This is a genomic window from Pelosinus sp. IPA-1, from assembly GCF_030269905.1.
Lineage (GTDB): Bacteria > Bacillota > Negativicutes > DSM-13327 > DSM-13327 > Pelosinus.
The window spans coordinates 533271-554942 of the sequence record NZ_BSVC01000001.1; the positions used below are offsets into that span (position 1 = coordinate 533271).

The following is a 21672-nucleotide window of genomic DNA, read 5'->3' on the forward strand; positions in this document are numbered from 1 at the left end:
GTGGTAATTTGATAAGAATGAGAAAAATTCTAGGCTTAAAAATAAATCATTCCAAGGATTAATGTAATGCTGATAATTTTTTTGTACATACTAAGTGTAAATATTGTAGTTTTTCCGAACAATCAGATGTAAATAAAGGAGTCGATTTTATGAATAAAGTGATTCAATTTCTAACTGACAACCCAACATTCTACCTTGCCACGGTTGATGGTGATGCCCCAAGAGTACGGCCCTTCGGATTTGTTATGAACTATAAAGATAAGATGTATTTTTGTACTAGCAATCAAAAAAATGTATACAAGCAGCTAAAAGCAAATCCTCAATTTGAAGTGTCTACAACTTCTAAAACAGGGGAATGGTTACGTCTAAGAGGGAAAGCTGTTTTTGATACAAATAAGGAAACGAAACAAGCCGCATTGGACTCTGCCCCTTTTCTGAGTAGCATGTATAGTGTTGATGATCCAAATTTTGAAGTGTTTTATATTGAAAATGCAGAGGCCAAATTTTACAATAGGACGGGTATTTCTGAAACGATCAACTTTTAAGCAATTGTTATTGAATTATAGCAATTGAGGTCTATTTTACCTCTTATTTTAATTAAAGTTATGGCAATAATACTATTGGAGGTGATAAATATGAAAGAACAGAAATGCAAACAAGAACAAAATAGAAAAGAAAATAAGAACGTTGAATTTGCAAAAGAAATTTTTAATAAAGAAAATAAAAAGCAAAATAAAGAAAAATGCTAAAATAACAAAAGGTGGCTATGTAGCCACCTTTTATATTGCAATTAAGGACTTTATTGCATATTGGAACCCGGATCAGGATTCTGGAAGGCTAGCGGCTGAAAAATTTTAAGATCAATTTGAATTCTATAGAATAGAAAAAAGATCAGCCCTACTTGCTAACATTTGTTATGTTCGTAGTTAGGGCTGATCTTCGATTATACTAGGTTAAGTAGTCGTGCTGTCTGGGCTACTAAAAAGCATACCGAAAATGCAATTGTAGTGGGAATTATGAAAGTTAGAAGGGCCCATTTTTTACTACCTGTTTCTTTGTAAGCAGATAAAAGGGTAGTAGTGCAAGGCCAATGTAGTAGGCAAAACAACATAGTACAAACGGCCGTAAGCCAAGTCCAATTATTATGAATTAGAATATTTCGCAGTTCTTCGAGGCTCTCAAACTCCATCATCTGACCCGAGGATAAATAACACATTAAAAGGATTGGTATAACAATTTCATTCGCAGGCAGGCCCAGGATAAAAGCTAAGAGGATAAAACCATCAAGGCCTACGGCATAACCAAGAGGCTGCAGCCAAGCCGCTAGGTGACCAACAATACTTAGTTCTCCTATGTAGATATTTGCCAGCAGCCAGGTGATGGCACCTGCTGGGGCTGCCATTATGATGGCCCGTTTTAAGACAAAGACAGTGCGGTCAATGAGAGAACGATAAAAGATAGGTCCGAATTGGGGTTTGCGGTAGGGTGGAAGCTCTAAGACTAAAGAAGATGCTTCCCCTTTTAATATTGTGTGGGATAATGCCCAAGAAACAGCAAAAGTTACTAAAACACCAAGCATAACCAAGCTCGTAACTACGAGAGAAGCCACTACAGTTTCTAGTTCTGAAATAAATATGCCGCCCATGAAGATAGTAGCGATAGCGATTAGCGTAGGAAAGCGTCCATTGCATGGCACAAAATTATTGGTTAACACAGCAATCAAACGTTCTCTTGGAGAGTCGATAATACGACAGGAGATCACTCCGGCGGCGTTACAGCCGAATCCCATACACATAGTGAGAATTTGTTTACCGCAGGCATGACACTTTTTAAAAATATTATCTAAATTAAAAGCTACTCTTGGTAAGTAACCAAGATCTTCTAGGAGGGTAAATAATGGGAAAAATATCGCCATAGGTGGCAACATAACAGCCACTACCCAAGCTAGCCCTCGATACATACCAAGAACGAGCACACCAGTTAACCAAGCTGGCGCTCCAGCAATTTCGAACCAAACTAACAATTGATCTTGAAAAGCAAAAAGTGCATCTCCAATTATCTCTGAAGGAACATTTGCTCCGGTTATTGTGATCCAAAAGATGGTACTAAGTAATAGCAGCATAATTGGATACCCGAATAGTCGTGAGGTTAAAATATCGTCTAGCTTACTATCCCAACTGCGATTTACAGAAATTTGTTTTGTAATCGCCGGCCTAGCTATCGCCTCGGTGTTGGCATAAATGTCAGAAACAATTTGATCGCCTAAATTCTCATGATTGAGGCGGATTTTTTCCGCTTCAATGCATATTTCTTCTAAAGTCATCATAGGTTTAATTGTAGCATTCATACTGCGGCCTCCTGTAAATATATCAAACTCAAACCTAAGTAGCTTGTAATACTTTTTATAAAAGCCTGGTCGCCATCGAGTAGGCGTAGTGCTACCCAACGAGGATTTAGATTAGGCCCTATTACTCTTGTAATATTTGGCAATAATTGTTGAATTGCATTTTCTACCGCAGGAGAATACTTAATTTGTCTAGGGGTTCCTATGCACGAGCCTATAGACATTTCATATAACCCTTGACGTAGTTTGTCAAGGCCTACTCCATTTCGGGCGGCAGTGGCGATAACTGGCACGCCCAATTCTTTTTGTAAGGCCGGAATATTGATATTTATATTTTTTTTTGTCGCTTCATCCATCAAATTGACACAAACAATCACTTTAGACGTTATCTCCATGACTTGCAAAGCTAAATTGAGATTGCGTTCAAGACAAGTTGCATCAAGTACTACCAGTGTAGCATCTGGTTTGCCAAAACAAATAAAGTCTCTAGCCACTTGTTCTTCGACAGTATGAGCCAAGATGGAATAAGTACCAGGTAAATCTACCATTAGAAAAGAGTGGTCAAGATAGGTAAAATTACCTTGGGCATTATCAACTGTTTTTCCAGGCCAGTTACCTGTATGCTGGTGTAATCCTGTTAGTGCATTAAATACAGTACTTTTTCCCACATTCGGATTACCAGCTAAGGCTACGGTAAACTGTCCTAGACGTGTTGTAATGCCGAAATGCTCATGTAAAAACCTATGGTGCTCATCACGATTAGAATTGTTCATTTCGGTATTCCTCCTAATATTGGTTGGTGAGATTAACAGTAATTTGGCTAGCATCTTCACTGCGTAAAGCAATGAGAGTATCTCTCACTAAGTAAGCTATTGGATCTCCTGATGGACTTTTTCGTATACATTGCACAGGTGTCCCAGGAACCATACCTAGATCAAGAATGCGGCGGCGTAATAAGCCTTGCAAATTAAGGGATACGACTTGACAAATAGATCCTATCCCTAAGGATGATAATGGAACAGTCGTTGATAATGTATTCATGCTAAAATCTCCTTGTTTAATATGTTTTGTAGACGCTGTTTACAAAACATATTTTATTTTTACTTAATTGTTGATTCCCATTTTGATAAGCGGGTGGTTCTTCTCTCCTTAGAGTAGAGGGGAACCGATTGGATTGATGACAGTTTTACTATAAGAGATCGCGTTTTAACATAGGAATTGATATTAGCCGTGGCTAACATTTCTTTTAAAAAAATAGTTAGCCTTGGGTAAGATGTAGAACTTAATTTACTATATGAAAAGCGAAAGGTTTTTGTTACTTACTTAGCTATCAAGAAATATAGAATAAATTAAATTTTTTTGAGTTTTGGTAATTGTGTCCTGTATCATCGAAAAAACGAAAGAAAATTATTTTATTTTAAATGGGGCAACATATAAGAAAAAGGAAAGGTGGGTAATAATGCAGGATTATTGTGGTAGTAATGGTTGTTATATGTTAGAGTCGAGTGATGATTTTGATGGTGAGTTTCTTGAAATTTATCTTAATAGTCCAGTTGTCTATGTTCTTGATAATAATGGTAGTAGTGTTCGTGTAGTAGGCGGTGATCGCCCCGAGCCTGATATTATCTTTGAGTTATTCAAGAATGATGAAGATGGTGTTTTGTTAACGGATAAGATGGAAGTACCTTCATTATTTTTACATGGTGTTAAGGAGTTTATAATAGCACTCTTGCAGTATGATAGAGAGGATTTCGGTACAAAGGAAGGACTTTTAAGGGCTGTAGAAAGTCTACTCGACAAGGAAGGCGCAGAATGGGGTATTGTTCATGAATCCGCAGCGGAATGATTGACTAAAAAAATGAAGACTTTTGCTTGTGCTAACACATGGCAGAGGTCTTCATTGTTTTATTGTGAAGTTTTTACAATAGTATAGCTAAACTACATACTAGTAGAAAGAATGTAACAGAGTAACGGTTAGTGTTTTATAGAGCTTCACTATTTAACTTGACTTAGTTATTCTAAATAGATAAAGTTTATTAATAATGGCAAGTATCCGCATGTAAGATAAGGGAATAGAATGAACATGGTCTCCTGTTTTCTATCAGTAATGCGGTGAAAGGGGGAGTAAGATATGGAAGTTAAGCATCCTGAATGGTTACAGATTCAATCAGATAACCAAACATTATATGGTTACAATCAGGAGTGGTATAAGACTTCGTTTCAAAGAACGAGGGGCTGCGGACCAACAGCTGCTGCCATGTTGCTTTTATATCTGAATAGGCGAGTAAAAGAAGCTTTGCCATACCAGGGCCATAGTATTCCTGCTATAACAAAGGTACTTGAAGACGTATGGAACTTTGTTACTCCTGGTTGGTTGTTAGGACTGAATAGCACTAACAAGTTTTGTAGGGGGACGGAGGCTCTTTTGAGGCATTATAGGCTAGCTTGGCAATGCCAAGTACTGAGCATTCCTATGTTTAGATCTAGTCGACCACCGCTTATGAAAGTTGTAAAGTTTTTGGAAGAGGGGATTGCTTCAGATTGTCCCATCGCATTTTTAAACCTTCACAAAGGGCGAGAGAATGCCTTAGAGAGTTGGCATTGGATTGTGCTAATCGCTTTATCTTATGATAAAGAACAGAAACGTTATATTGCTACCTGTTATGATGGAGGCCGCTTGGTTACATTTGATGTAGCTATATGGCTGGAAACTAGCAAATTTGGGGGTGGTTTTGTCTATATGAAAGTTTGAAAGAATGAGGATATAAAAGTTAAATGCAGCCAACCTACGAAAGGTGGCTGCATTTAACTTTTACGGAATCAGAAAGTATAACACTTTCTTGATTCCAAGTAAGAACGACTAAGGCTTCTGCCTGCGTCCGAGGATTTGGCACAAGCCAAGTCTTTTCTTATATAATTAGGGTCTTTGAGGTTTCCTCTGTGTGTTAACTGTTCGGTCACTTCTCCGGTTGGAAACATCTTTAGGATCACCGAAAGTGACCTTTTTAGAATTAGCGACGATTTTCTGTTTATGTACAATATCCATAAAATCACCTCCTGCCCAATAGTTTATCCATATCATAGTGATTCATGTTATAAAAAGAAAATCCCTCATAAATTGGAAAGGTTCATAAATATGTCTTTACGCTATAAGGGCACAAATCCTGATAAGTATTTGCAGGAATCAAGCCTTTTATTAGTAAATAGATTACTAATAAGAGGCTTGGTTCTCTTAGGTTTATAATCCTGATACTATTTAGAGTAAAGGAGTAAAGTGAATGAAAGAAGAGATTATCTCTCAAATCATTAATTTTGTCAGTACTTCCGAGTTGAATAAGTTGCCACATACGGAAAAAAAAATCTACAATTCTCCTCTAATTGGGTTTGCGGATGTCAACAATCCAATTTTTGAAGTCTATAAGCAGAAGATAGGGTCATTTCACTTGACACCGAAAGAATGGTTTAGGTTGGAATTTGAGGATAGTTCCTTGTCCAACGGAACCGTAATATGTTGGATCCTTCCTTTTACCGAAAGTGTCTTAAAAAGTAACTCCTTAGAAAAAGAACTTCCTTCAAAAGAGTGGGCTCAAGCTAGATTTTATGGTGAGCAGTTTAATGATATGTTAAGAGACTTTGTCGTCAATCTAGTCACTGAAGCGGGGAGTCGTACGGTTGCACCCTCATTGAGTTCACACTGGAAGCGAAGTTATGACGATACTATTGGAATTGCATCAACTTGGTCGGAAAGGCATGCTGCTTATGCCGCTGGCCTAGGAACATTTAGTCTAACCGATGCACTGATAACTGAACGTGGCATGGCGATGCGTGTTGGTAGTGTAATCACAGAGTTAGTTCTAGAGCCTTCTCAAGCTGCATACAAGGGAGTTTACGATAATTGCTTGTATTACAATTCCAATAGTTGTGGAGCTTGTATCCGTAGATGCCCAGCCGGAGCAATTTCAAAAAATGGGCACAATAAAGATTTATGCTTTGACTATACGCGCAAAATCGTAATGCCTGCAGTCAATGAAGTCTATGAGGTTACCACGCCCAGTTGTGGACTGTGCCAAACTAGGGTTCCTTGTGAAAAAGCAATTCCCAAAAGGCCCAAAGCAAAATCATTGTAATTAATTAAAGTTTTTAGGGATTTTGTTAGGGCAGGAGGTGATACTATCTTTTGTATTGATAAATTTAATAAGAGTATTAATATATTCTCATTTAGGAGGCAGGAATTTGGAAGGTGAGAACTTGGTTTCCGTGCATAATCAGTATGATATTTTTTTGGCGTCGCCAATTTCCAGTTTTGGTTCAGCCTCTCAGTATATAGATGATAGGTATAATACACTTCAACTCATTGGTATATTAGAAGATAAGGTAGGAACCGTTTTTTACGCTGGGAGAAATCTACCGGATAAGGATAACTTAGATGGTGATGGGGAGGTAAAGAAAGATTTTGAGGCGATCAGAAATTGTGACTATTTTATCATGTGTTATCCTGAAAAAAGTACATCAAGTGTATTAGTTGAGGCGGGATATGCTCTTGCATTAGACAAGTTTTCTATCTATATTGTCCGAAATCTTTCCGATTTACCATTTCTGTTACAATTTGCGATACGATCGTATGAAAACGTTATAGCCTATGAATCTGAGTCCATAGATAAATCTGCCTTATTTATAGAACGAGAAATTTCCCTCCATAGGGAGAGGAGAAAATGATTTTCTTTATGCCAATAAATTTATGATATCGGGTTCTAGATTGACTGTGGTTCTCAATAAAAGGATTTTGCTATATTTTTTTGAAACTACATTAATATTTAACCTCAACTTCGGTAAATACTAATTATAGGAGGTGATCCTATGAAAGAGAAACTTCATCATAAGACGATACGGCATTATAAAAAAATAGCGGCAGCACTTGGCAGTGCTGCAGTTGTTGCAGCTTCGATTATTCCGGGCATAGCTGCAGTAGTTGGATCTCCTAATGTTACCCCGCCTGCAGCGGAGCCTACTACGCAAGAGGCACAACCTCAACAAGCTGATCAGCAGGCGCAAAATGTGCCGCAGGAAGAAGCGGGGGCAAAACAGGTCCTAGATATAACCGCGACTGCATACGCACCAGGACCTCATGACAACGACCAGTGGGGCAACAAGACTCGTATGGGAACACAAATTAGACCTGGGGTAATTGCTGTGGATCCGAAAATAATCCCTCTCGGTTCACAAGTAATGATAAAGTATCCTGATGGTACAAAAGAATATGCAGTAGCAGAAGATACAGGCGGAGCTATCAAGGGACATCGAATCGACGTGGCAAAGTGGACGGTAAAAGAAGCAAGCCGATTTGGTATTAAACCTGTTAAACTATATGTATTAAATACTCCGGAACAGAGTAATGAAGGGCAAGCATAAGTTTACAAGTCTAAGTCCCAACGCTCCTCCAAGATATTTTCACCCCAAGTAGGATTTTCGTGAGAGCTTGTTAATGTGAAACCGTGACTTTTATAGATGTGGCGGGCAGTTTTAAGCAAGCTAAATGTTTCAAGAAAAACGTGTTTATAGCCTTTTTCGCGGCAAAAGTCTAATGCCATTGTGACGAGTCTATGCCCTAAGCCTCTGCCGCGGATTTCAGGCTCAATTAAGAAATATCTTAGCTGTGCAGTCGAATTATCAGACTTGACGATTACTACGCTACCGATAGGTTTGTTTTCTATTTCTGCGATTAACATGCATTCATAGTTTATATCATAGTGCTTTGCGAAATGATGTAAACCTTTGTCTACATAATCTCTAAAAACGGAATTTAACCCATATTCCTCTTCGTATAAGACGCAATGTCGGGAAAGAATGTAATCAATATCTGAGGCAATAAAATTTCGTATTATAATTGGGTTAACACGATCTGATATGATGTTTTTAATTATTTCCATTGCCTCTGTAACTTTTGTAAGTTGAGTCTCATCTAAAGGGTGAATTAGAGAAGCAATGTGCTCATCGGATTTTTGGTTGAGACTTGCGATTGTTTCATTGCCTTTCACTGTTAAAGTAATCAAGTTTATTCGATTATCTTTTTTAGATTGAACTTTTGTAATAAGTTGGTTTTTTTCTAAAGCTTTGATAATTCTACTCATATAACTGCGGTCTATATTTAGGCGAGTTGCCAACGCATTGGAGGTACAATGCGTTATTTTGCTTATCTCAAGCAGTACACGAGCCTCTGTTAAGGAGTAGCCACTCTCTAGAATATGCTGGTTAAGTAATCCTAAAATATTGGTATAAAATCGATTGAAACTCCTGATCTTATGAATACAATCTAGATTATTTTGCATAATTCATTCTCCTAAAGTTAATTGTGGACTTTGTCCTCTAATTAGCTTATGAAAAATAATGGACTTTGTCAACAAATTTTTGTTGGGGAAGAACGATTCAATGTAACTAATTATATAATGAACTAGCAACTCAAACATGTGTGATAATTAGATAGAAAAGTATTAGCGTAAAAGCTAATACTTTTTTTTGAAGCAGTAAAAGGGAGAGTCCTGTGCTTTACTTAAATCCAATAGAGTAAAGATAGGAAAAGTAATATACGGTACGTGAGAAAAAAAAGTTAGTGGCATATAAGAGTATCTATTTTTTAGTTGAAATATCAACTAAAAAATAGTAGAATATAGTTAGTTGATATTTCAACAAAAAGTAATATCATGGGGGAATTGATATTAGTAAGCTGAAAAATAAAGTGCTACGAGAAGTTGGTATGCTGGCTCGCTGTATCCAATCGATTAGTGATATTAAATATCGGGACATCAAATTACAAAGAGGTCAGTTTATCTTTTTGACTCGTATCTGTGAATGTCCAGGTATCAATCTAATTGAACTTTCCAATATTCTCAAAGTTGATAAGGCAACAACAACGAAGGCAATACAAAAACTGATGGAAGAGAATTATGTTGTGAGGGAACGCAATAGTGCAGATAAAAGAATGTGGCATTTGTTTCCTTCTGCAAAAGCCCAGGAGTTTTATCCTTATATCATCCAACAAGAAAACTGCAATATTGAAAGTTGTTTTACTGGATTTAGTCCTGAGGAAAAAGATACTGTATATCATTTGCTCAAGAGAATGCGTGAAAATATTGAACAAGACTGGAAGGAATTAAAAAAGGGTAAAGAGGATTTAGAATAAAGAGTGTTTAAGGAGAGGTTAAAATGACAGAAATTATTTTCAAGGAGTATTCGAAGGAGTATAAGGATGCAATCATTAATTTAATTCTTGATATTCAACAAAATGAGTTTAGCATTCCAATAACGAAAGAAGACCAACCAGATTTAAGTGATATACCTAATTTCTATCAATCTGGAAAGGGGAATTTTTGGGTGGCTTTATGCAACAATCAGGTTGTTGGGACCATTTCATTGATAGATATAGGAAATAACCAAGGCGCATTGCGGAAAATGTTTGTGAAAGATGCCTATAGGGGAAGCAAGTATAATATATCAAAATTATTGTTACAAAAATTGATGGGATGGGCTAAAGAATGTAGTATTCATGAAATTTATCTAGGAACCACAGAAAAGTTTTTAGCGGCTCATCGTTTCTATGAGAAAAATGAATTTATTCAAATAGCAAAAGAGGACTTGCCAAATGGGTTTCCGATCATGAAAGTAGATACGAGATTCTATAAAATTAAGCTTAAATAACAATTTTGCAGTATGAAAAACAGCCTTAGTCGATTTTTGACAAAGGCTGTTTTTTGCACATAAATAATTAATATTCATAATTCATGTTAGACATGAGTCAAAGCAACCTAATTCGACTTATCGTGTTGACAGTCCAGGATACGAGTTCAAAGATTGCGTTATTCCTATAGTTGGTGAACGAGCTATTCATAGTGACATTATCACAAGTTAAACACACATAAAATGTTGTATGGCTTGACATGCGGTAGAAAAAGGAATAAAATAAATTTAATTCCCAGTAAAACACTATGAATACTAGGGATTAAACCCTAATAAATAGATAAAGATAATACATGATGAATAATAATAATGAGGTGAAAAAATGGCAGAAAAACTCTTAGAAATTCATGGATTACATGCAACCGTTGAGGGTAAAGAAATCTTAAAAGGCTTGAATATTGAAATCAATAAGGGGGAAGTCCATGTTATTATGGGGCCTAATGGCTCCGGTAAATCGACGTTAGTGAATTTGATTATGGGCCATCCAAAGTATGAGATAACTGCTGGGTCCATTGCTTTTGAGGGGGAAGACATTACAGCTTTAAAAAGCTTTGAAAGAGCTAGAAAAGGAATCTTTCTATCTTTCCAAAATCCTGAAGAAATACCAGGGATAACGGTAGAAAATTTATTGCGGACAGCCAAAAATGCAATAACTGGTGAAACTATAAAAATTATGGCTTTTAAGAAAGAGCTGAAACAAGCTATGGAAACCTTAAAAATAGACAATACATATGCAGCACGACATGTGAATGTCGGCTTTTCAGGCGGGGAAAAGAAAAGAAATGAAATACTGCAAATGATGATGCTCAATCCGCAATTGGCAATGCTGGATGAAACGGATTCAGGTTTAGATATTGATGCTGTTCGTATTGTTTCCTCAGGGGTAAAACACTTCAAAAACGAGAAGAATGCAATTTTAATTATTACACATAATACCAAGATTCTTGAGCAATTAGACGTAGATTATGTTCACATCTTAATGAACGGGAAAATTCTTCAGACGGGGGATGCTTCCTTGATATCCCAAATCAATGAAAATGGTTTTCTTCATCTGGGAGGAGACGCTCTGGATTCAGGCGAGGTGAATACGCTCCATGGATAAGAAAAAGACTGTTGTTGAGGATATTGATCGAGGTCTTTATGATATTAAAAATGAAGATCGTTATCGTTATAAAGCCTCAAAAGGACTAACTCCTCAGATTGTGCTGGATATTTCCAAAGAAAAGAATGATCCAGAATGGATGCGAGAGTTTCGCCTTCGTTCTTTAGAAATTTACAATCAAACATCTATGCCGACATGGGGACCTTCTCTGCATGAACTGGATATGGATGATATTGTTACCTATGTCCGACCAGACACAGAAATGAAGGGGAAGTGGCAAGAGGTTCCTGATGATATTAAGGATACATTTGAACGTTTGGGAATTCCTCAAGCTGAACGAGAATCATTAGCTGGTGTAGGAGCTCAGTACGATTCTGAAGTAGTTTATCATAGTGTCAAAGAAGAACTGGTCAAGCAAGGTGTAGTTTATACTGACATGGAAAGTGCTCTAAGAGAGTATGAGCCTATGATTAAGGAATATTTCATGAAGCTTGTTACACCAAATGATCATAAATTTGTAGCCCTGCATGGAGCTGTTTGGTCAGGTGGTTCCTTTGTCTACGTTCCGCCTGGTGTTCAGGTGGAAATACCGCTGCAGTCTTATTTTCGTTTGAATTCGCCAGGCGCAGGGCAATTTGAGCATACATTAATTATCGTGGATAAAGGGGCGAAGCTTCATTTTATTGAAGGCTGTTCTGCTCCTAAATATAATGTTACGAATTTGCATGCAGGATGCGTCGAGTTATACATAAAAGAAGATGCTAGCCTGCGCTACTCTACCATCGAAAACTGGTCAAGAAATATGCTGAATTTAAATACCAAGCGAGCCTTGGTAGAAAAAAATGGCAGCATTGAATGGGTTTCTGGCTCTTTTGGTTCTAAGATTTCCATGCTGTATCCCCGTAGTATTCTCAAGGGAGAAGGAGCACGAGCGGAATTTAACGGTGTCACTTTTGCGGCTCAAGGTCAGGTGCTGGACACAGGGGCGGCTGTCATTCATGCGGCACCGTATACCTCTTCCAATATTAATTCCCGGTCTATTTCCAAAGGCGGAGGAGTTGCTGTTTATCGTGGTGCGGTAAAAGTAGCACCTAACGCTCACCATTGCAAATCCTTGGTAAGCTGCGAATCCTTAATGCTGGACGATCTTTCTCGTTCTGATACCCTGCCAGTCATTGATATTCAAAATGATGAGGTAGATATCGGTCACGAAGCAAGAATTGGCAGAATCAGGGAGGAGGCTATCTTTTATCTCATGAGCCGGGGTATTAGTGAGCAAGAAGCTAAAGCTATGATTGTAAGAGGGTTTGCAGAACCGATTGCCAAGGAGCTTCCCTTGGAATATGCTGTGGAGATGAATAATTTAATTAATATAGAACTGGAAGGCACCATTGGATAGGGGATGATGACATGGAAAAACTACAGAAGAATTTAAGTCCGATTCCAGTAAAAACCTGGAATTGGCTAGGTGTTAATGATACTGTCCTTGAAGCTGATATTCCTGCTATAACGGATTACTCCAAGCAGCCTGTAACGACAGGATCAGAAAAGGGCGTAACCATTACAGATATCCGTTTGAGTAGAGATACAATTAAATTTATGGAAAAGAAAATGGACACTGGCGCGAGTGAAGCAATGAGAGACTTTGTTAAGAAGAATCAAAACAGTGGTTATTTCATTGAAATAGAAGAAGGGGAGAAAATAGGAACTCCTATTTTCCTTCAATATGACTTAGATGAGGAAAATCCGACCCTAGTAGATGACCACTTTATCCTTGCTCATGAAAACAGCGAGGCGACCATTATCATCAACTATAAATCGTCCTGTATTCAAAACGGTTTCCACAGTGGTGTGACTAAAGTATTTGCTAAAAAAGGAGCTGTTGTTCATTTAATTAAAGTGCAAATGTTGGCTGACCAAGATACTCATGTCGATGCCATTAGTGCGATCGCTGATGAAAAAGGGCAGGTTGATTTCACATTGATAGAACTAGGTGCCCTACAAACCATTACAGGCTGTAGAACACAATTGGTGGGGAAAAACAGCACTGGAACAATTCATTCTCTTTATTTTGGTGATCAGAATCGTAAAATTGATATTAATTATGTACAGACCCATCAGGCTCGTGAATCGTTGAGCAGCATAGAAGCACGAGGCGTACTCTTAGATCACAGTCAAAAAGTCTTTAAAGGTACATTGGACTTTATTAAGGGGTCCAGCGGCTCTAAGGGCAAAGAAGAGGAATATACGGTTTTATTAAGCCCAACCGTGCGGAATCGCTCCACACCACTAATGCTGTGTGGGGAAGATGCGGTTGAAGGGCAACATGCTGTTAGTACAGGAAAAATGGATGAAAATAAGCTTTTTTATCTGATGAGCAGAGGGCTTAGTGAAGCGGAGGCAAAAAAGTTAATTATCGAAGCTGAATTTCAGCCCATTCTGGAAAAAATACCAGTGAGCGAATTGAGAGATACAATTTCTATGTATCTAAGGAGGCGGCTAAATCGTGTCTAATAATTACGTCAATGATTTTCCTATCTTGCAACAAACGATGAATGGAAAACGGCTTGTTTACCTTGATAATGGAGCTACAACTCAAAAACCTCTCTCGGTTATCAATGCTGTTCAAGAATATTATGCAGCCTTTAATGCCAATCCTCATCGAGGCGCTTACGAGTTAAGTGTTAAAGCTACTCAAATTTATGAAGATGCCCGAGAGAAGGTTAGAAAATTCTTGGGGGCAGAAAAAGCAAGTGAAATTATTTTTACTAAGAATGCCACCGAATCTTTAAATTTATTGGCTTATAGCTATGGAATGACCTTTATTAGTCCAGGAGATGAAATTGTTATTTCCATTGCTGAACATCACAGCAATATTGTGCCTTGGCAGCAGGTGGCCAAAGCGAAGGGAGCTACCTTACAATATTTATATGTGAATGAAGCCGGCATTCTAACGGATGAGGAAATCGAAAAGAAAATTAGCAGCAAAACAAAAATTGTAGCAGTTACCCAGGTATCCAATGTGCTTGGAATTGTCAACCCCATAGAAAAGATTGTGCATAAGGCGCATAGCGTGGGGGCAGTTGTGATTGTTGATGGTGCACAAAGTGTTCCTCACTTTTCTGTGGATGTAAGGGCATTGGACGTTGATTTCTTAGTTTTTTCGGGACATAAGATGCTGGCTCCTATGGGAGTTGGTGTGTTATACGGTAAAGAGCATTTGTTGGATAAAATGCCGCCTTTTTTAAGCGGCGGCGATATGATTGAGTATGTATGGGAACAGGATACTTCTTTTGCACCACTGCCAGCTAAATTTGAAGCAGGAACCCAAAATGTAGGAGGTGTCTTAGGGCTCTCAGCAGCCATAGACTATATTGAGAAGGTCGGTTTTCCCAATATAGAACAGATTGAAGAAAAATTAATCCATTATGCGATACCGAAGCTTCAGCAGCTCTCTTTTATTACTCTTTATGGATGTGATGATCTTTCGAAAAAGACCGGAGTAATATCCTTTAACGTAAACGATATTCATCCCCATGATGTGTCCTCTATTTTGGATGCTGATGGGGTTGCTATACGAGCTGGTCATCATTGTGCGCATCCCTTGATGCGATATCTTGGAGTGAATGCAACGTGCCGTGCTAGTTTTTATTTTTATAATACACGTGAAGACGTAGATGCATTGATAAATGCCCTAGGGCGTGTCAGGGGAGTGCTTGGCTATGGATCTTAGTGAGATTTATACGGAAATTATTGCAGAGCATAATAAGTCAAAGCGAAATAAAAAACAGATGGAAAATCCTACAGTGATCCTAAAGGGCAGAAACCCAAGCTGTGGAGATGAAATAGAACTTGCATTAAAGGTAGAGAAGAATATCATCCAAGATGCATCGTTTACGGGGGTTGGCTGTGCGATTTCCCAAGCTTCTACATCGATGATGATTGATTTGATTCGCGGGCAAACCATTGAAAAAGCACAGCTGCTGATTGATACCTTTCTAGGCATGATTAAGCGGGAAATCACGGAGGAGGATCAATTGGAGATATTAGATGAGGCAGTTGCCTTACAGAATATTTCCAACATGCCTGCCAGAGTGAAGTGTGCAGTTTTATCATGGCACACACTGGAAAGTGCGATTACAGCGGAAGAAGGAAACATAAGTAAAAGCAGTTAATTACCCATTAAATGACTGCAGGTTATAGAAAGAAGACTCATCGCCAAATGAGTTTTTCTTTTTTAGTAGAGGGGGGATCATTTAGCTGTCATTGTGAGCATCGGAAGCAACCCTATGAAAAAACATCCTTAGTCGATTATTGACTAAGGATGTTTACTATTTAAATAAACTCCAAGATTTATAGAATTATATTAAGTTAAGTATTTAGAGGATAAATAAAAGATGAATTGAATAATTAACATGAAATGCCAGTCCAAGATCTAGGAGGATGATGAGAATGAAATTTCCTAAAGAAACTGTATTACTTATTATTGATGTTCAAAAAGCGATTGATAATCCAGAATGGTCTAAATATGGTAATCGCAATCATCCTAAAGCCGAAGAGAATATGGCGACAATTATTCAGGAGTGGCGAAAATCTGGGCGAAACATAATCCATGTCAAACATGAATCAAAGGAACCTAATTCCACCTATCGTCCTGACAGTCTTGGATGTGAGTTCAAAGAATGTGTTACCCCTATAGTTGGCGAACGAATTATTATTAAACATGTTAATAGTGCCTTTATTGGGACAAAGCTTGAAGCAATTTTAAGAGAACAAAATATTTCAGATTTAGTAGTCTTTGGTGTTATCACGAATAACTCTGTGGAGACCACAGTGAGAATGGCTGGAAATTTGGGATTTAATACATACGTAGTAGAGGATGCAACCTTTACCTTTGCAAAACCAGATTATTATGGACGTATTTATAGTGCAGAGGAGGTGCATGGGATATCCCTGGCAAATATGAATCATGAATACTGTAAGATTATCAGTATGAGTGAATTAATGAATATGTTATAAAATAAATACCTTTGTCAAAGCTGTTTTCATGAGAAGCATAATTGGAGGAGAGTGTTATTTGCCTTACATGTCAGATTTTACTTGAGGAAGTAATGCCAAAGGGTGGAGTTATTTACAAGGACAATTTAGTGATCTTACATCATTGCTTGGATATAAATGTAGCTGGGTATTTTATTCTGTCACCAATAAGACATGTTGAGAGTATGGAGCAATTAGAACAAGAAGAATTATTTCAGTTAGCAACAATTTCTAAAGTGATAGCCGAGGTTATTGCAAAAGAACACGACATCGATAGAGTTTATCTACTTAGCTTAGGTGAAGAAACCACCCATTTTCACTGGCACATATTTCCCAGATATAAGTGGATGTTGAACCTTCCTGCTGAAGAGATTCGTACAAACGGTAAGGTAGACGGGGCCAAGCTGTTTAGCTTTATCCGAAATAAATATAAGACGGATAAGCAAGAGTTATTCGATAATCGAATTCTGGAAATAGAAAATAGAATTAAGAAGCAAATGAGACAAAAGGATGAAATAAACTTTGCTTAAATGGGAAGTCTTCATAAAAAAGTAAGGCGTACTATCATAAAATTAAAAAATCTATACCCTTTGGGATAGGCGCTAAGTCCCAAAATGATTTATGATATAAATTATATTAATCCATTTCATTTATGATGGATTATTTTTTTTGCAAATCATAAGATTGTAGCTATCAGACGCCAAGGCAACGATAGTTTGAAAAAAGACAAGGAGGGAAAATATGGAATATGGAGAGGCAATAGAAACAAGGATTCGGATAGAAAATGAGTATAGAAGCGGGGCCAGTTGGTTTTATTGGATTGCCGGAATGTCCATCTTAAATGAAATATTTATTCAAACCCATACTAGCTGGAATTTTGCTATAGGACTTGGAATAACACAAATTTGTAGTGCTATATTTGGAAGCAATGTTGTGTCGATTGTGATAAACTTAATTATATCGGGGATATTCTTGCTTTTTGGTAAAATGGCACATCGAGGACATAGATGGGCTTTTATAGTAGGAATGATTCTATATTCTTTTGATGGTATTCTTTTTATTCTAGTCAAAGATTATGTAGGCTTGGGTTTACATGTATTTGCACTTTTTTACATTTATCGAGGAATGAAGGCATATAAGCAACTAATTACGATAAGTAATAGCCAAACATTGACAGCAAGTGAAGAAGAAGAAGCTTTTAGTAATAAGATATAGAAAACGCAGAGAAGCGAAAAAGGTGAGGCCAATTCCTAATGATGAAAGGACTCGCTAACTCGCTTACAAGGCACTGCTGTTGACGTTACCATTTGTCGTGTTATAATTTAAGTGTAATCTTATAATAAGACGTTGAGTCTGTTATAGCCTCGCACTATGCGATAATGACTCTTACCAGACGACTGGTAAGAGTCTGTTTTTTTTAGAAAGTCATTTAAAGATTAGTAAATTAATGTTTAAGGATGAAGGGGATGAATATATATGGAAAACCTTTGGTTAATTTATGCGCTATTATCGGCTTTGACCGCTTCGCTCGTTGCGATATTTGGGAAAATTGGCCTACAGTCAATCGACGCAAATGCTGCTACTGCCATTAGATCCATAATTATGGCTGCTTTTTTAGTTGCAGTAGTTGCCGTTCAAGGAAATTTGGGGCAATTGTCATCAATTATTTCTGATAAAAAGGCGATTTCCTTTATTGCACTTAGTGGGATTGCTGGCGCACTATCATGGTTATTCTATTTTTTGGCTTTAAAGGTTGGAAAAGTATCACAAGTTGCTCCCATAGATAAATTAAGTGTTGTAATTGCTGCAATTATCGCCGTAACTTTTCTTGGGGAAAAAATTAGCATATTAGGTGGAATTGGCATCGCCCTTATTGCACTTGGTGCTATATTAGTTGCTGTAGGATAAATGACAGCTAAGTCTTAAGTTAAGCAAACGGATGAAGGTTTCAAATGGAGTATTACTCCACCTGAAACCTTCGTTTTTTTTATTCTGTTTGGTTTCTCAGTGTCCTCTAATGATAAATAAAATGAGGATAATACGTTTTAGCTAAGACGGGCAACGGGTTTTGCCGGGCTCGAAGGTGTAAAGAAAAATTCCGAATGTGGCAACTTTGATTCCGTGAGTGGAAATAAAGTTGCCACATTGATATGACTAATGAGCAGATATTGGACTGCAAGTAGTACTGAAAAAGTGGTAAGAGTGGATTGTTGGATAGACTAGTAATCTAATTAGAAGTGTACGAAGTTTTAATCTGTAGTTTTTGCCAGTTAAAATCGGTGTTACCTTTTTCTGGCATAGAAATTGCACATTTAAATTACAGGAATGAACAATAAGAATTATAGGAGGTTATTTTTGTGGAAAGACATCAAAATTTCGGTTACGATACTACAATCATTCATGCCGGTCAGTCGCCAGATCCGACTACTGGTGCACTTGCCACTCCAATTCATCAAACGTCTACGTTTGTATTCGAGAATGCCGAACAAGGAGCAGCACGGTTTGCCTTAGAGGAGAATGGTTACATATACACACGTCTGGGAAATCCTACGCAACATTCTCTTGAAGAAAAAATGGCTGCCCTTGAAAAGGCAGAGGCAGCTCTGGCTGTTGCTTCTGGCATGACGGCAATTGCTGCTTCGTTTTGGACGATTTGTGGTAACGGTGATCACATTGTAGCATCGGATACCTTATATGGATGTACTCATGCCTTGCTATCTCACAGCATGCCTAAATTTGGTATTGCTGTCACTTTTGTTGATGCGTCTAATTTAGAAAATATCCGCAAAGCCATACGGCCTAATACGAAAGTAGTATTTATTGAGACTCCTTCTAATCCAACACTTACCATTATTGACATTGGGGCAACTGCCAAGCTGGCCCACGAGCACAATGTCAAACTTATGGTAGATAATACATTTATGTCTCCTTATTGCCAGCGCCCTTTAGAATTAGGTGCCGATATAGTAGTGCATAGTGCTACTAAATATATCAATGGCCATGGAGATGTTATTGCTGGTATTGTTTTAGGGCAAAAAGAATTCATCAACGAGGTACGGTTTGTTGGTGTAAAAGATGTTACCGGTGGCTGCATTAGTCCCTTCAATGCTTGGTTGACTCTGCGCGGCCTGAAGACTCTTGGCGTCCGGATGGAAAGACATTGCCAGAATGCTCTTGAGGTTGCTAAGTTTCTGGCGGAACATCCTGATGTGGAAAAAGTAAATTACCCAGGTTTGCCAGAACACCCAGGGCATGAGCTAGCCAAAAGGCAGATGTCAGGTTTTGGCGGTATTATAAGCTTTGAAGTAAAAGGAGGCGTTGAAGTCGGACGTAAGATCATGAATAGTGTTAAACTTTGCTTATTGGCAGTCAGCCTCGGCGACACGGAAACGTTAATTCAGCATCCTGCCTCGATGACTCATTCCCCTATTCCTCGTGAAGAGCGCCTAAAAGCAGGCATAACTGATGGGCTGATTCGATTATCAGTAGGGTTAGAAGACCCTAAAGATATTATCTTTGACCTGGACCAAGCTATAAAAAAGGGGAGTGCCAATACTCTCGATAAACCCAATATAAAGCTGACCTTCTAATGCTGTTATTTTAATATTTTTGATGAATTGCTGTTAAGTAAGTATTCCAATCCATAACGACGGATTTTAGTTAAAACTGCTGTATGGGAAAGGCCAATATCTCGAGCTGCTCCTCTGGCACTTCCATGTTTTTTTAAAGCTTTTTCCAAGATCAATCTTTCCGTATGATCGATGACTTGTTTCAAACTTTTTTCCCTTACATCAGACCGAGTCTCATTAAAAGCTAATTCATTATGTAGTAAAAGATCTGAGATATCAATTTCTTTACCCAAAGTTAGGTGAATAGCCCGTAGAACTACATTTTGTAATTCTCGTACATTACCTGGCCATTCATAGTGGGTTAAAAATTCGATGGCAGCTGGCGAAAAATCGAACTGCCTGTTTAGTTCTGTACAATACTTAGCACGAAAGTGTTGCAAAAGTATTGGGATATCCTCAGGACGCTGCCTTAAAGGGGGAATTTGGATGGGGATTACATTAATACGGTAATATAAATCCTGGCGGAACTGTTTTTTTAGGATCATTTCTTCTAAATTTCTGTTAGTGGCTGCAAGAATTCGTACATCAATAGGTATTTCTTGCGTTCCGCCTACGCGACGGACAACTCCCTCTTGGAGAACTCGTAACAATTTTCCTTGTAAAGCAAGTGGCAATTCGCCAATTTCATCAAAAAATAGAGTTCCATTGTGAGCTGCTTCAAATAGACCCCTCTTTCCACCTTTTTTGGCACCGCTGAAAGAGCCATCCTCATAACCAAATAATTCGCTTTCTAATAAGGCTTCTGGAAGTGCTGCACAATTGATGGGTACAAAAGGTTTAAGGCACCGGGTGCTAGCATGGTGAATGGCTTGAGCGAACATTTCCTTGCCTGTACCACTTTCTCCTCCAATTAAAATGCTGCAGTTATTTACTGCTACTCTTTGGGCAATATTGATTAACTGTTTCATGGTTGAGCTAACATAGATGATATTATCAAACTCAAATTTTTGGTTTTTCATAATCGATTTAACAAGTTGTTTAGCTGATTTCATACTTTTTAATGTAGCAACCGATCCAACTACTTGATTATTTTCATCTCGTATCGGTTGCCCAGAACATAAATAATGGAGAGTGCCTCGGGGTGTAGCGATCAACATTTGTTGGTTATCAAAAGATTTTCCTAACAGAAGTCCACTAAAATACATATTTGATCCGATTATTTGCGTGATGTCGTTTCCTACGGATGTCGACTTGTCGATCCGCAAGAGTTGTGCAGCTGTGGAATTGATATAGCGAATTAACCCCTCTGAGTCTAAACCGATAATACCATCATTTGCAAATTCCAGTACTGTTTGCAATTCTTTTTCGCGTTGTTCATAAGGCTGTAAAGCGATATTCGTAATGCCATGGATATCACTGTGATGTAACAGTTCCCTTTTAATTGAATCTGCAATTTTATTATTATCATCTAGAAGATCACCATCTAAATAAAATTTAATAAAAATTTGTCCGGTTGATACCTCCATAGACTTTATGCTTACTCCTTCATGAGAAAAAACTTGGGCTACTTCTTGAATCATACCAATACGATCACTTGTTTTTAACATCCAGCGAATCACAGTCATTAGAATCACTTCCTACTATTTGTTAGTCTTGATTTTGTTTTGCTTCTACGAATATGGTAGCAAAGGTTTTTAAAAATTGAACTAGCTGGTATATAGTTACGCCAAGGTTTCGTTATTTCCTTTATATGTAAGGAATTTATGCATAGGGCTAGCCTTCGCCAATGATTTGACGGGGGCTTATTTCTTTGCACAAAATGCACTAGAAAATTAACTAGTAAAAGTTACATAGTCGTGAAACACAGTCGTGAAAATACAGTTATTGAC

At 37.9% G+C, this 21672-nt stretch carries 23 protein-coding genes; 18 read left to right on the plus strand and 5 right to left on the minus strand.

What is annotated here, in order from left to right:
- The first annotated feature begins 149 nt into the window (after window positions 1-149).
- The gene (locus tag QSJ81_RS02355) at window positions 150-545 is read left to right on the plus strand and encodes a pyridoxamine 5'-phosphate oxidase family protein (protein WP_285715802.1); all 396 of its coding nucleotides are present in this window, start codon (window positions 150-152) and stop codon (window positions 543-545) included.
- Window positions 546-943: 398 nt separating this feature from the next.
- On the opposite strand, the gene QSJ81_RS02360 is transcribed toward QSJ81_RS02355, so the two are convergent.
- The 3 genes from QSJ81_RS02360 to QSJ81_RS02370 are packed head-to-tail and all read right to left on the minus strand — an operon-like array spanning window position 944 to window position 3385.
- Entirely contained in the window at window positions 944-2347 is a 1404-nt protein-coding gene (locus QSJ81_RS02360; protein WP_285715803.1) for a nucleoside recognition domain-containing protein, read from the minus strand.
- Window positions 2344-3117: a FeoB small GTPase domain-containing protein gene (locus QSJ81_RS02365; RefSeq protein WP_285715804.1), complete on the minus strand. Its 774-nt coding sequence runs from the start codon at window positions 3115-3117 to the stop codon at window positions 2344-2346. Before QSJ81_RS02365 ends, QSJ81_RS02360 begins: the two co-directional genes overlap by 4 nt.
- A 13-nt stretch (window positions 3118-3130) precedes the next feature.
- A complete protein-coding gene (locus tag QSJ81_RS02370) occupies window positions 3131-3385 on the minus strand; it encodes a FeoA family protein (RefSeq protein ID WP_285715805.1) in 255 nt (84 codons plus the stop codon).
- Between the two features lie 418 nt (window positions 3386-3803).
- Between QSJ81_RS02370 and QSJ81_RS02375 the strand changes: the two genes are divergently transcribed.
- The 5 genes from QSJ81_RS02375 to QSJ81_RS02395 all read left to right on the plus strand — a co-directional run bounded on the left by QSJ81_RS02375 (window position 3804) and on the right by QSJ81_RS02395 (window position 7753).
- Window positions 3804-4190, plus strand: a complete 387-nt coding sequence (locus QSJ81_RS02375; protein WP_285715806.1) for a hypothetical protein — start codon at window positions 3804-3806, stop codon at window positions 4188-4190.
- A 285-nt stretch (window positions 4191-4475) separates the two neighbouring features.
- Window positions 4476-5096, plus strand: coding sequence for a hypothetical protein (locus QSJ81_RS02380; protein WP_285715807.1), 621 nt, complete (start codon window positions 4476-4478; stop codon window positions 5094-5096).
- A gap of 526 nt (window positions 5097-5622) precedes the next feature.
- The gene (locus QSJ81_RS02385; protein WP_285715808.1) at window positions 5623-6471 is read left to right on the plus strand and encodes an epoxyqueuosine reductase; all 849 of its coding nucleotides are present in this window, start codon (window positions 5623-5625) and stop codon (window positions 6469-6471) included.
- A gap of 106 nt (window positions 6472-6577) precedes the next feature.
- A complete protein-coding gene (locus QSJ81_RS02390) occupies window positions 6578-7060 on the plus strand; it encodes a hypothetical protein (protein WP_285715809.1) in 483 nt (160 codons plus the stop codon).
- A gap of 141 nt (window positions 7061-7201) precedes the next feature.
- Complete coding sequence (locus QSJ81_RS02395) at window positions 7202-7753, plus strand: 3D domain-containing protein (RefSeq protein ID WP_285715810.1); 552 nt, start codon at window positions 7202-7204, stop codon at window positions 7751-7753.
- Window positions 7754-7755: 2 nt separating this feature from the next.
- Here the strand turns inward: QSJ81_RS02395 and QSJ81_RS02400 are convergent, their stop codons facing one another.
- Window positions 7756-8670, minus strand: coding sequence for a bifunctional helix-turn-helix transcriptional regulator/GNAT family N-acetyltransferase (locus QSJ81_RS02400; RefSeq protein ID WP_285715811.1), 915 nt, complete (start codon window positions 8668-8670; stop codon window positions 7756-7758).
- Between the two features lie 407 nt (window positions 8671-9077).
- Here QSJ81_RS02400 and QSJ81_RS02405 point away from each other — a divergent pair, with 407 nt between their 5' ends.
- The 12 genes from QSJ81_RS02405 (at window position 9078) to megL (ending at window position 19804) form a co-directional block, all read left to right on the plus strand.
- Window positions 9078-9521 (plus strand): MarR family winged helix-turn-helix transcriptional regulator, encoded by a 444-nt coding sequence (locus QSJ81_RS02405; protein ID WP_285715812.1) that lies wholly within the window; start codon window positions 9078-9080, stop codon window positions 9519-9521.
- Between the two features lie 23 nt (window positions 9522-9544).
- On the plus strand, window positions 9545-10036 hold the full coding sequence (locus tag QSJ81_RS02410; RefSeq protein WP_285715813.1) for a GNAT family N-acetyltransferase: 492 nt from the start codon (window positions 9545-9547) through the stop codon (window positions 10034-10036).
- 361 nt (window positions 10037-10397) lie between these two features.
- The gene (sufC, locus tag QSJ81_RS02415; RefSeq protein ID WP_285715814.1) at window positions 10398-11177 is read left to right on the plus strand and encodes a Fe-S cluster assembly ATPase SufC; all 780 of its coding nucleotides are present in this window, start codon (window positions 10398-10400) and stop codon (window positions 11175-11177) included.
- On the plus strand, window positions 11170-12576 hold the full coding sequence (gene sufB, locus QSJ81_RS02420; RefSeq protein ID WP_285715815.1) for a Fe-S cluster assembly protein SufB: 1407 nt from the start codon (window positions 11170-11172) through the stop codon (window positions 12574-12576). Before sufC ends, sufB begins: the two co-directional genes overlap by 8 nt.
- A gap of 11 nt (window positions 12577-12587) precedes the next feature.
- On the plus strand, window positions 12588-13691 hold the full coding sequence (sufD, locus tag QSJ81_RS02425) for a Fe-S cluster assembly protein SufD (RefSeq protein ID WP_285715816.1): 1104 nt from the start codon (window positions 12588-12590) through the stop codon (window positions 13689-13691).
- Entirely contained in the window at window positions 13684-14910 is a 1227-nt protein-coding gene (locus tag QSJ81_RS02430; protein WP_285715817.1) for a cysteine desulfurase, read from the plus strand. Before sufD ends, QSJ81_RS02430 begins: the two co-directional genes overlap by 8 nt.
- Window positions 14900-15352, plus strand: coding sequence for a Fe-S cluster assembly sulfur transfer protein SufU (sufU, locus tag QSJ81_RS02435; protein WP_285715818.1), 453 nt, complete (start codon window positions 14900-14902; stop codon window positions 15350-15352). Before QSJ81_RS02430 ends, sufU begins: the two co-directional genes overlap by 11 nt.
- A 277-nt stretch (window positions 15353-15629) precedes the next feature.
- Window positions 15630-16196 carry a cysteine hydrolase family protein gene (locus tag QSJ81_RS02440; protein WP_285715819.1) on the plus strand — a complete coding sequence of 189 codons (567 nt, stop codon included), beginning with the start codon at window positions 15630-15632 and terminating at the stop codon, window positions 16194-16196.
- Between the two features lie 92 nt (window positions 16197-16288).
- Complete coding sequence (locus QSJ81_RS02445) at window positions 16289-16744, plus strand: HIT family protein (RefSeq protein WP_285715820.1); 456 nt, start codon at window positions 16289-16291, stop codon at window positions 16742-16744.
- Window positions 16745-16955: 211 nt separating this feature from the next.
- Window positions 16956-17429 (plus strand): hypothetical protein, encoded by a 474-nt coding sequence (locus tag QSJ81_RS02450; protein ID WP_285715821.1) that lies wholly within the window; start codon window positions 16956-16958, stop codon window positions 17427-17429.
- A 261-nt stretch (window positions 17430-17690) separates the two neighbouring features.
- Window positions 17691-18122, plus strand: a complete 432-nt coding sequence (locus tag QSJ81_RS02455) for an EamA family transporter (RefSeq protein WP_285715822.1) — start codon at window positions 17691-17693, stop codon at window positions 18120-18122.
- Between the two features lie 449 nt (window positions 18123-18571).
- A complete protein-coding gene (gene megL / locus QSJ81_RS02460; RefSeq protein ID WP_285715823.1) occupies window positions 18572-19804 on the plus strand; it encodes a methionine gamma-lyase in 1233 nt (410 codons plus the stop codon).
- 5 nt (window positions 19805-19809) lie between these two features.
- On the opposite strand, the gene QSJ81_RS02465 is transcribed toward megL, so the two are convergent.
- The gene (locus tag QSJ81_RS02465; protein ID WP_285715824.1) at window positions 19810-21408 is read right to left on the minus strand and encodes a sigma 54-interacting transcriptional regulator; all 1599 of its coding nucleotides are present in this window, start codon (window positions 21406-21408) and stop codon (window positions 19810-19812) included.
- Window positions 21409-21672: the final 264 nt, after the last annotated feature.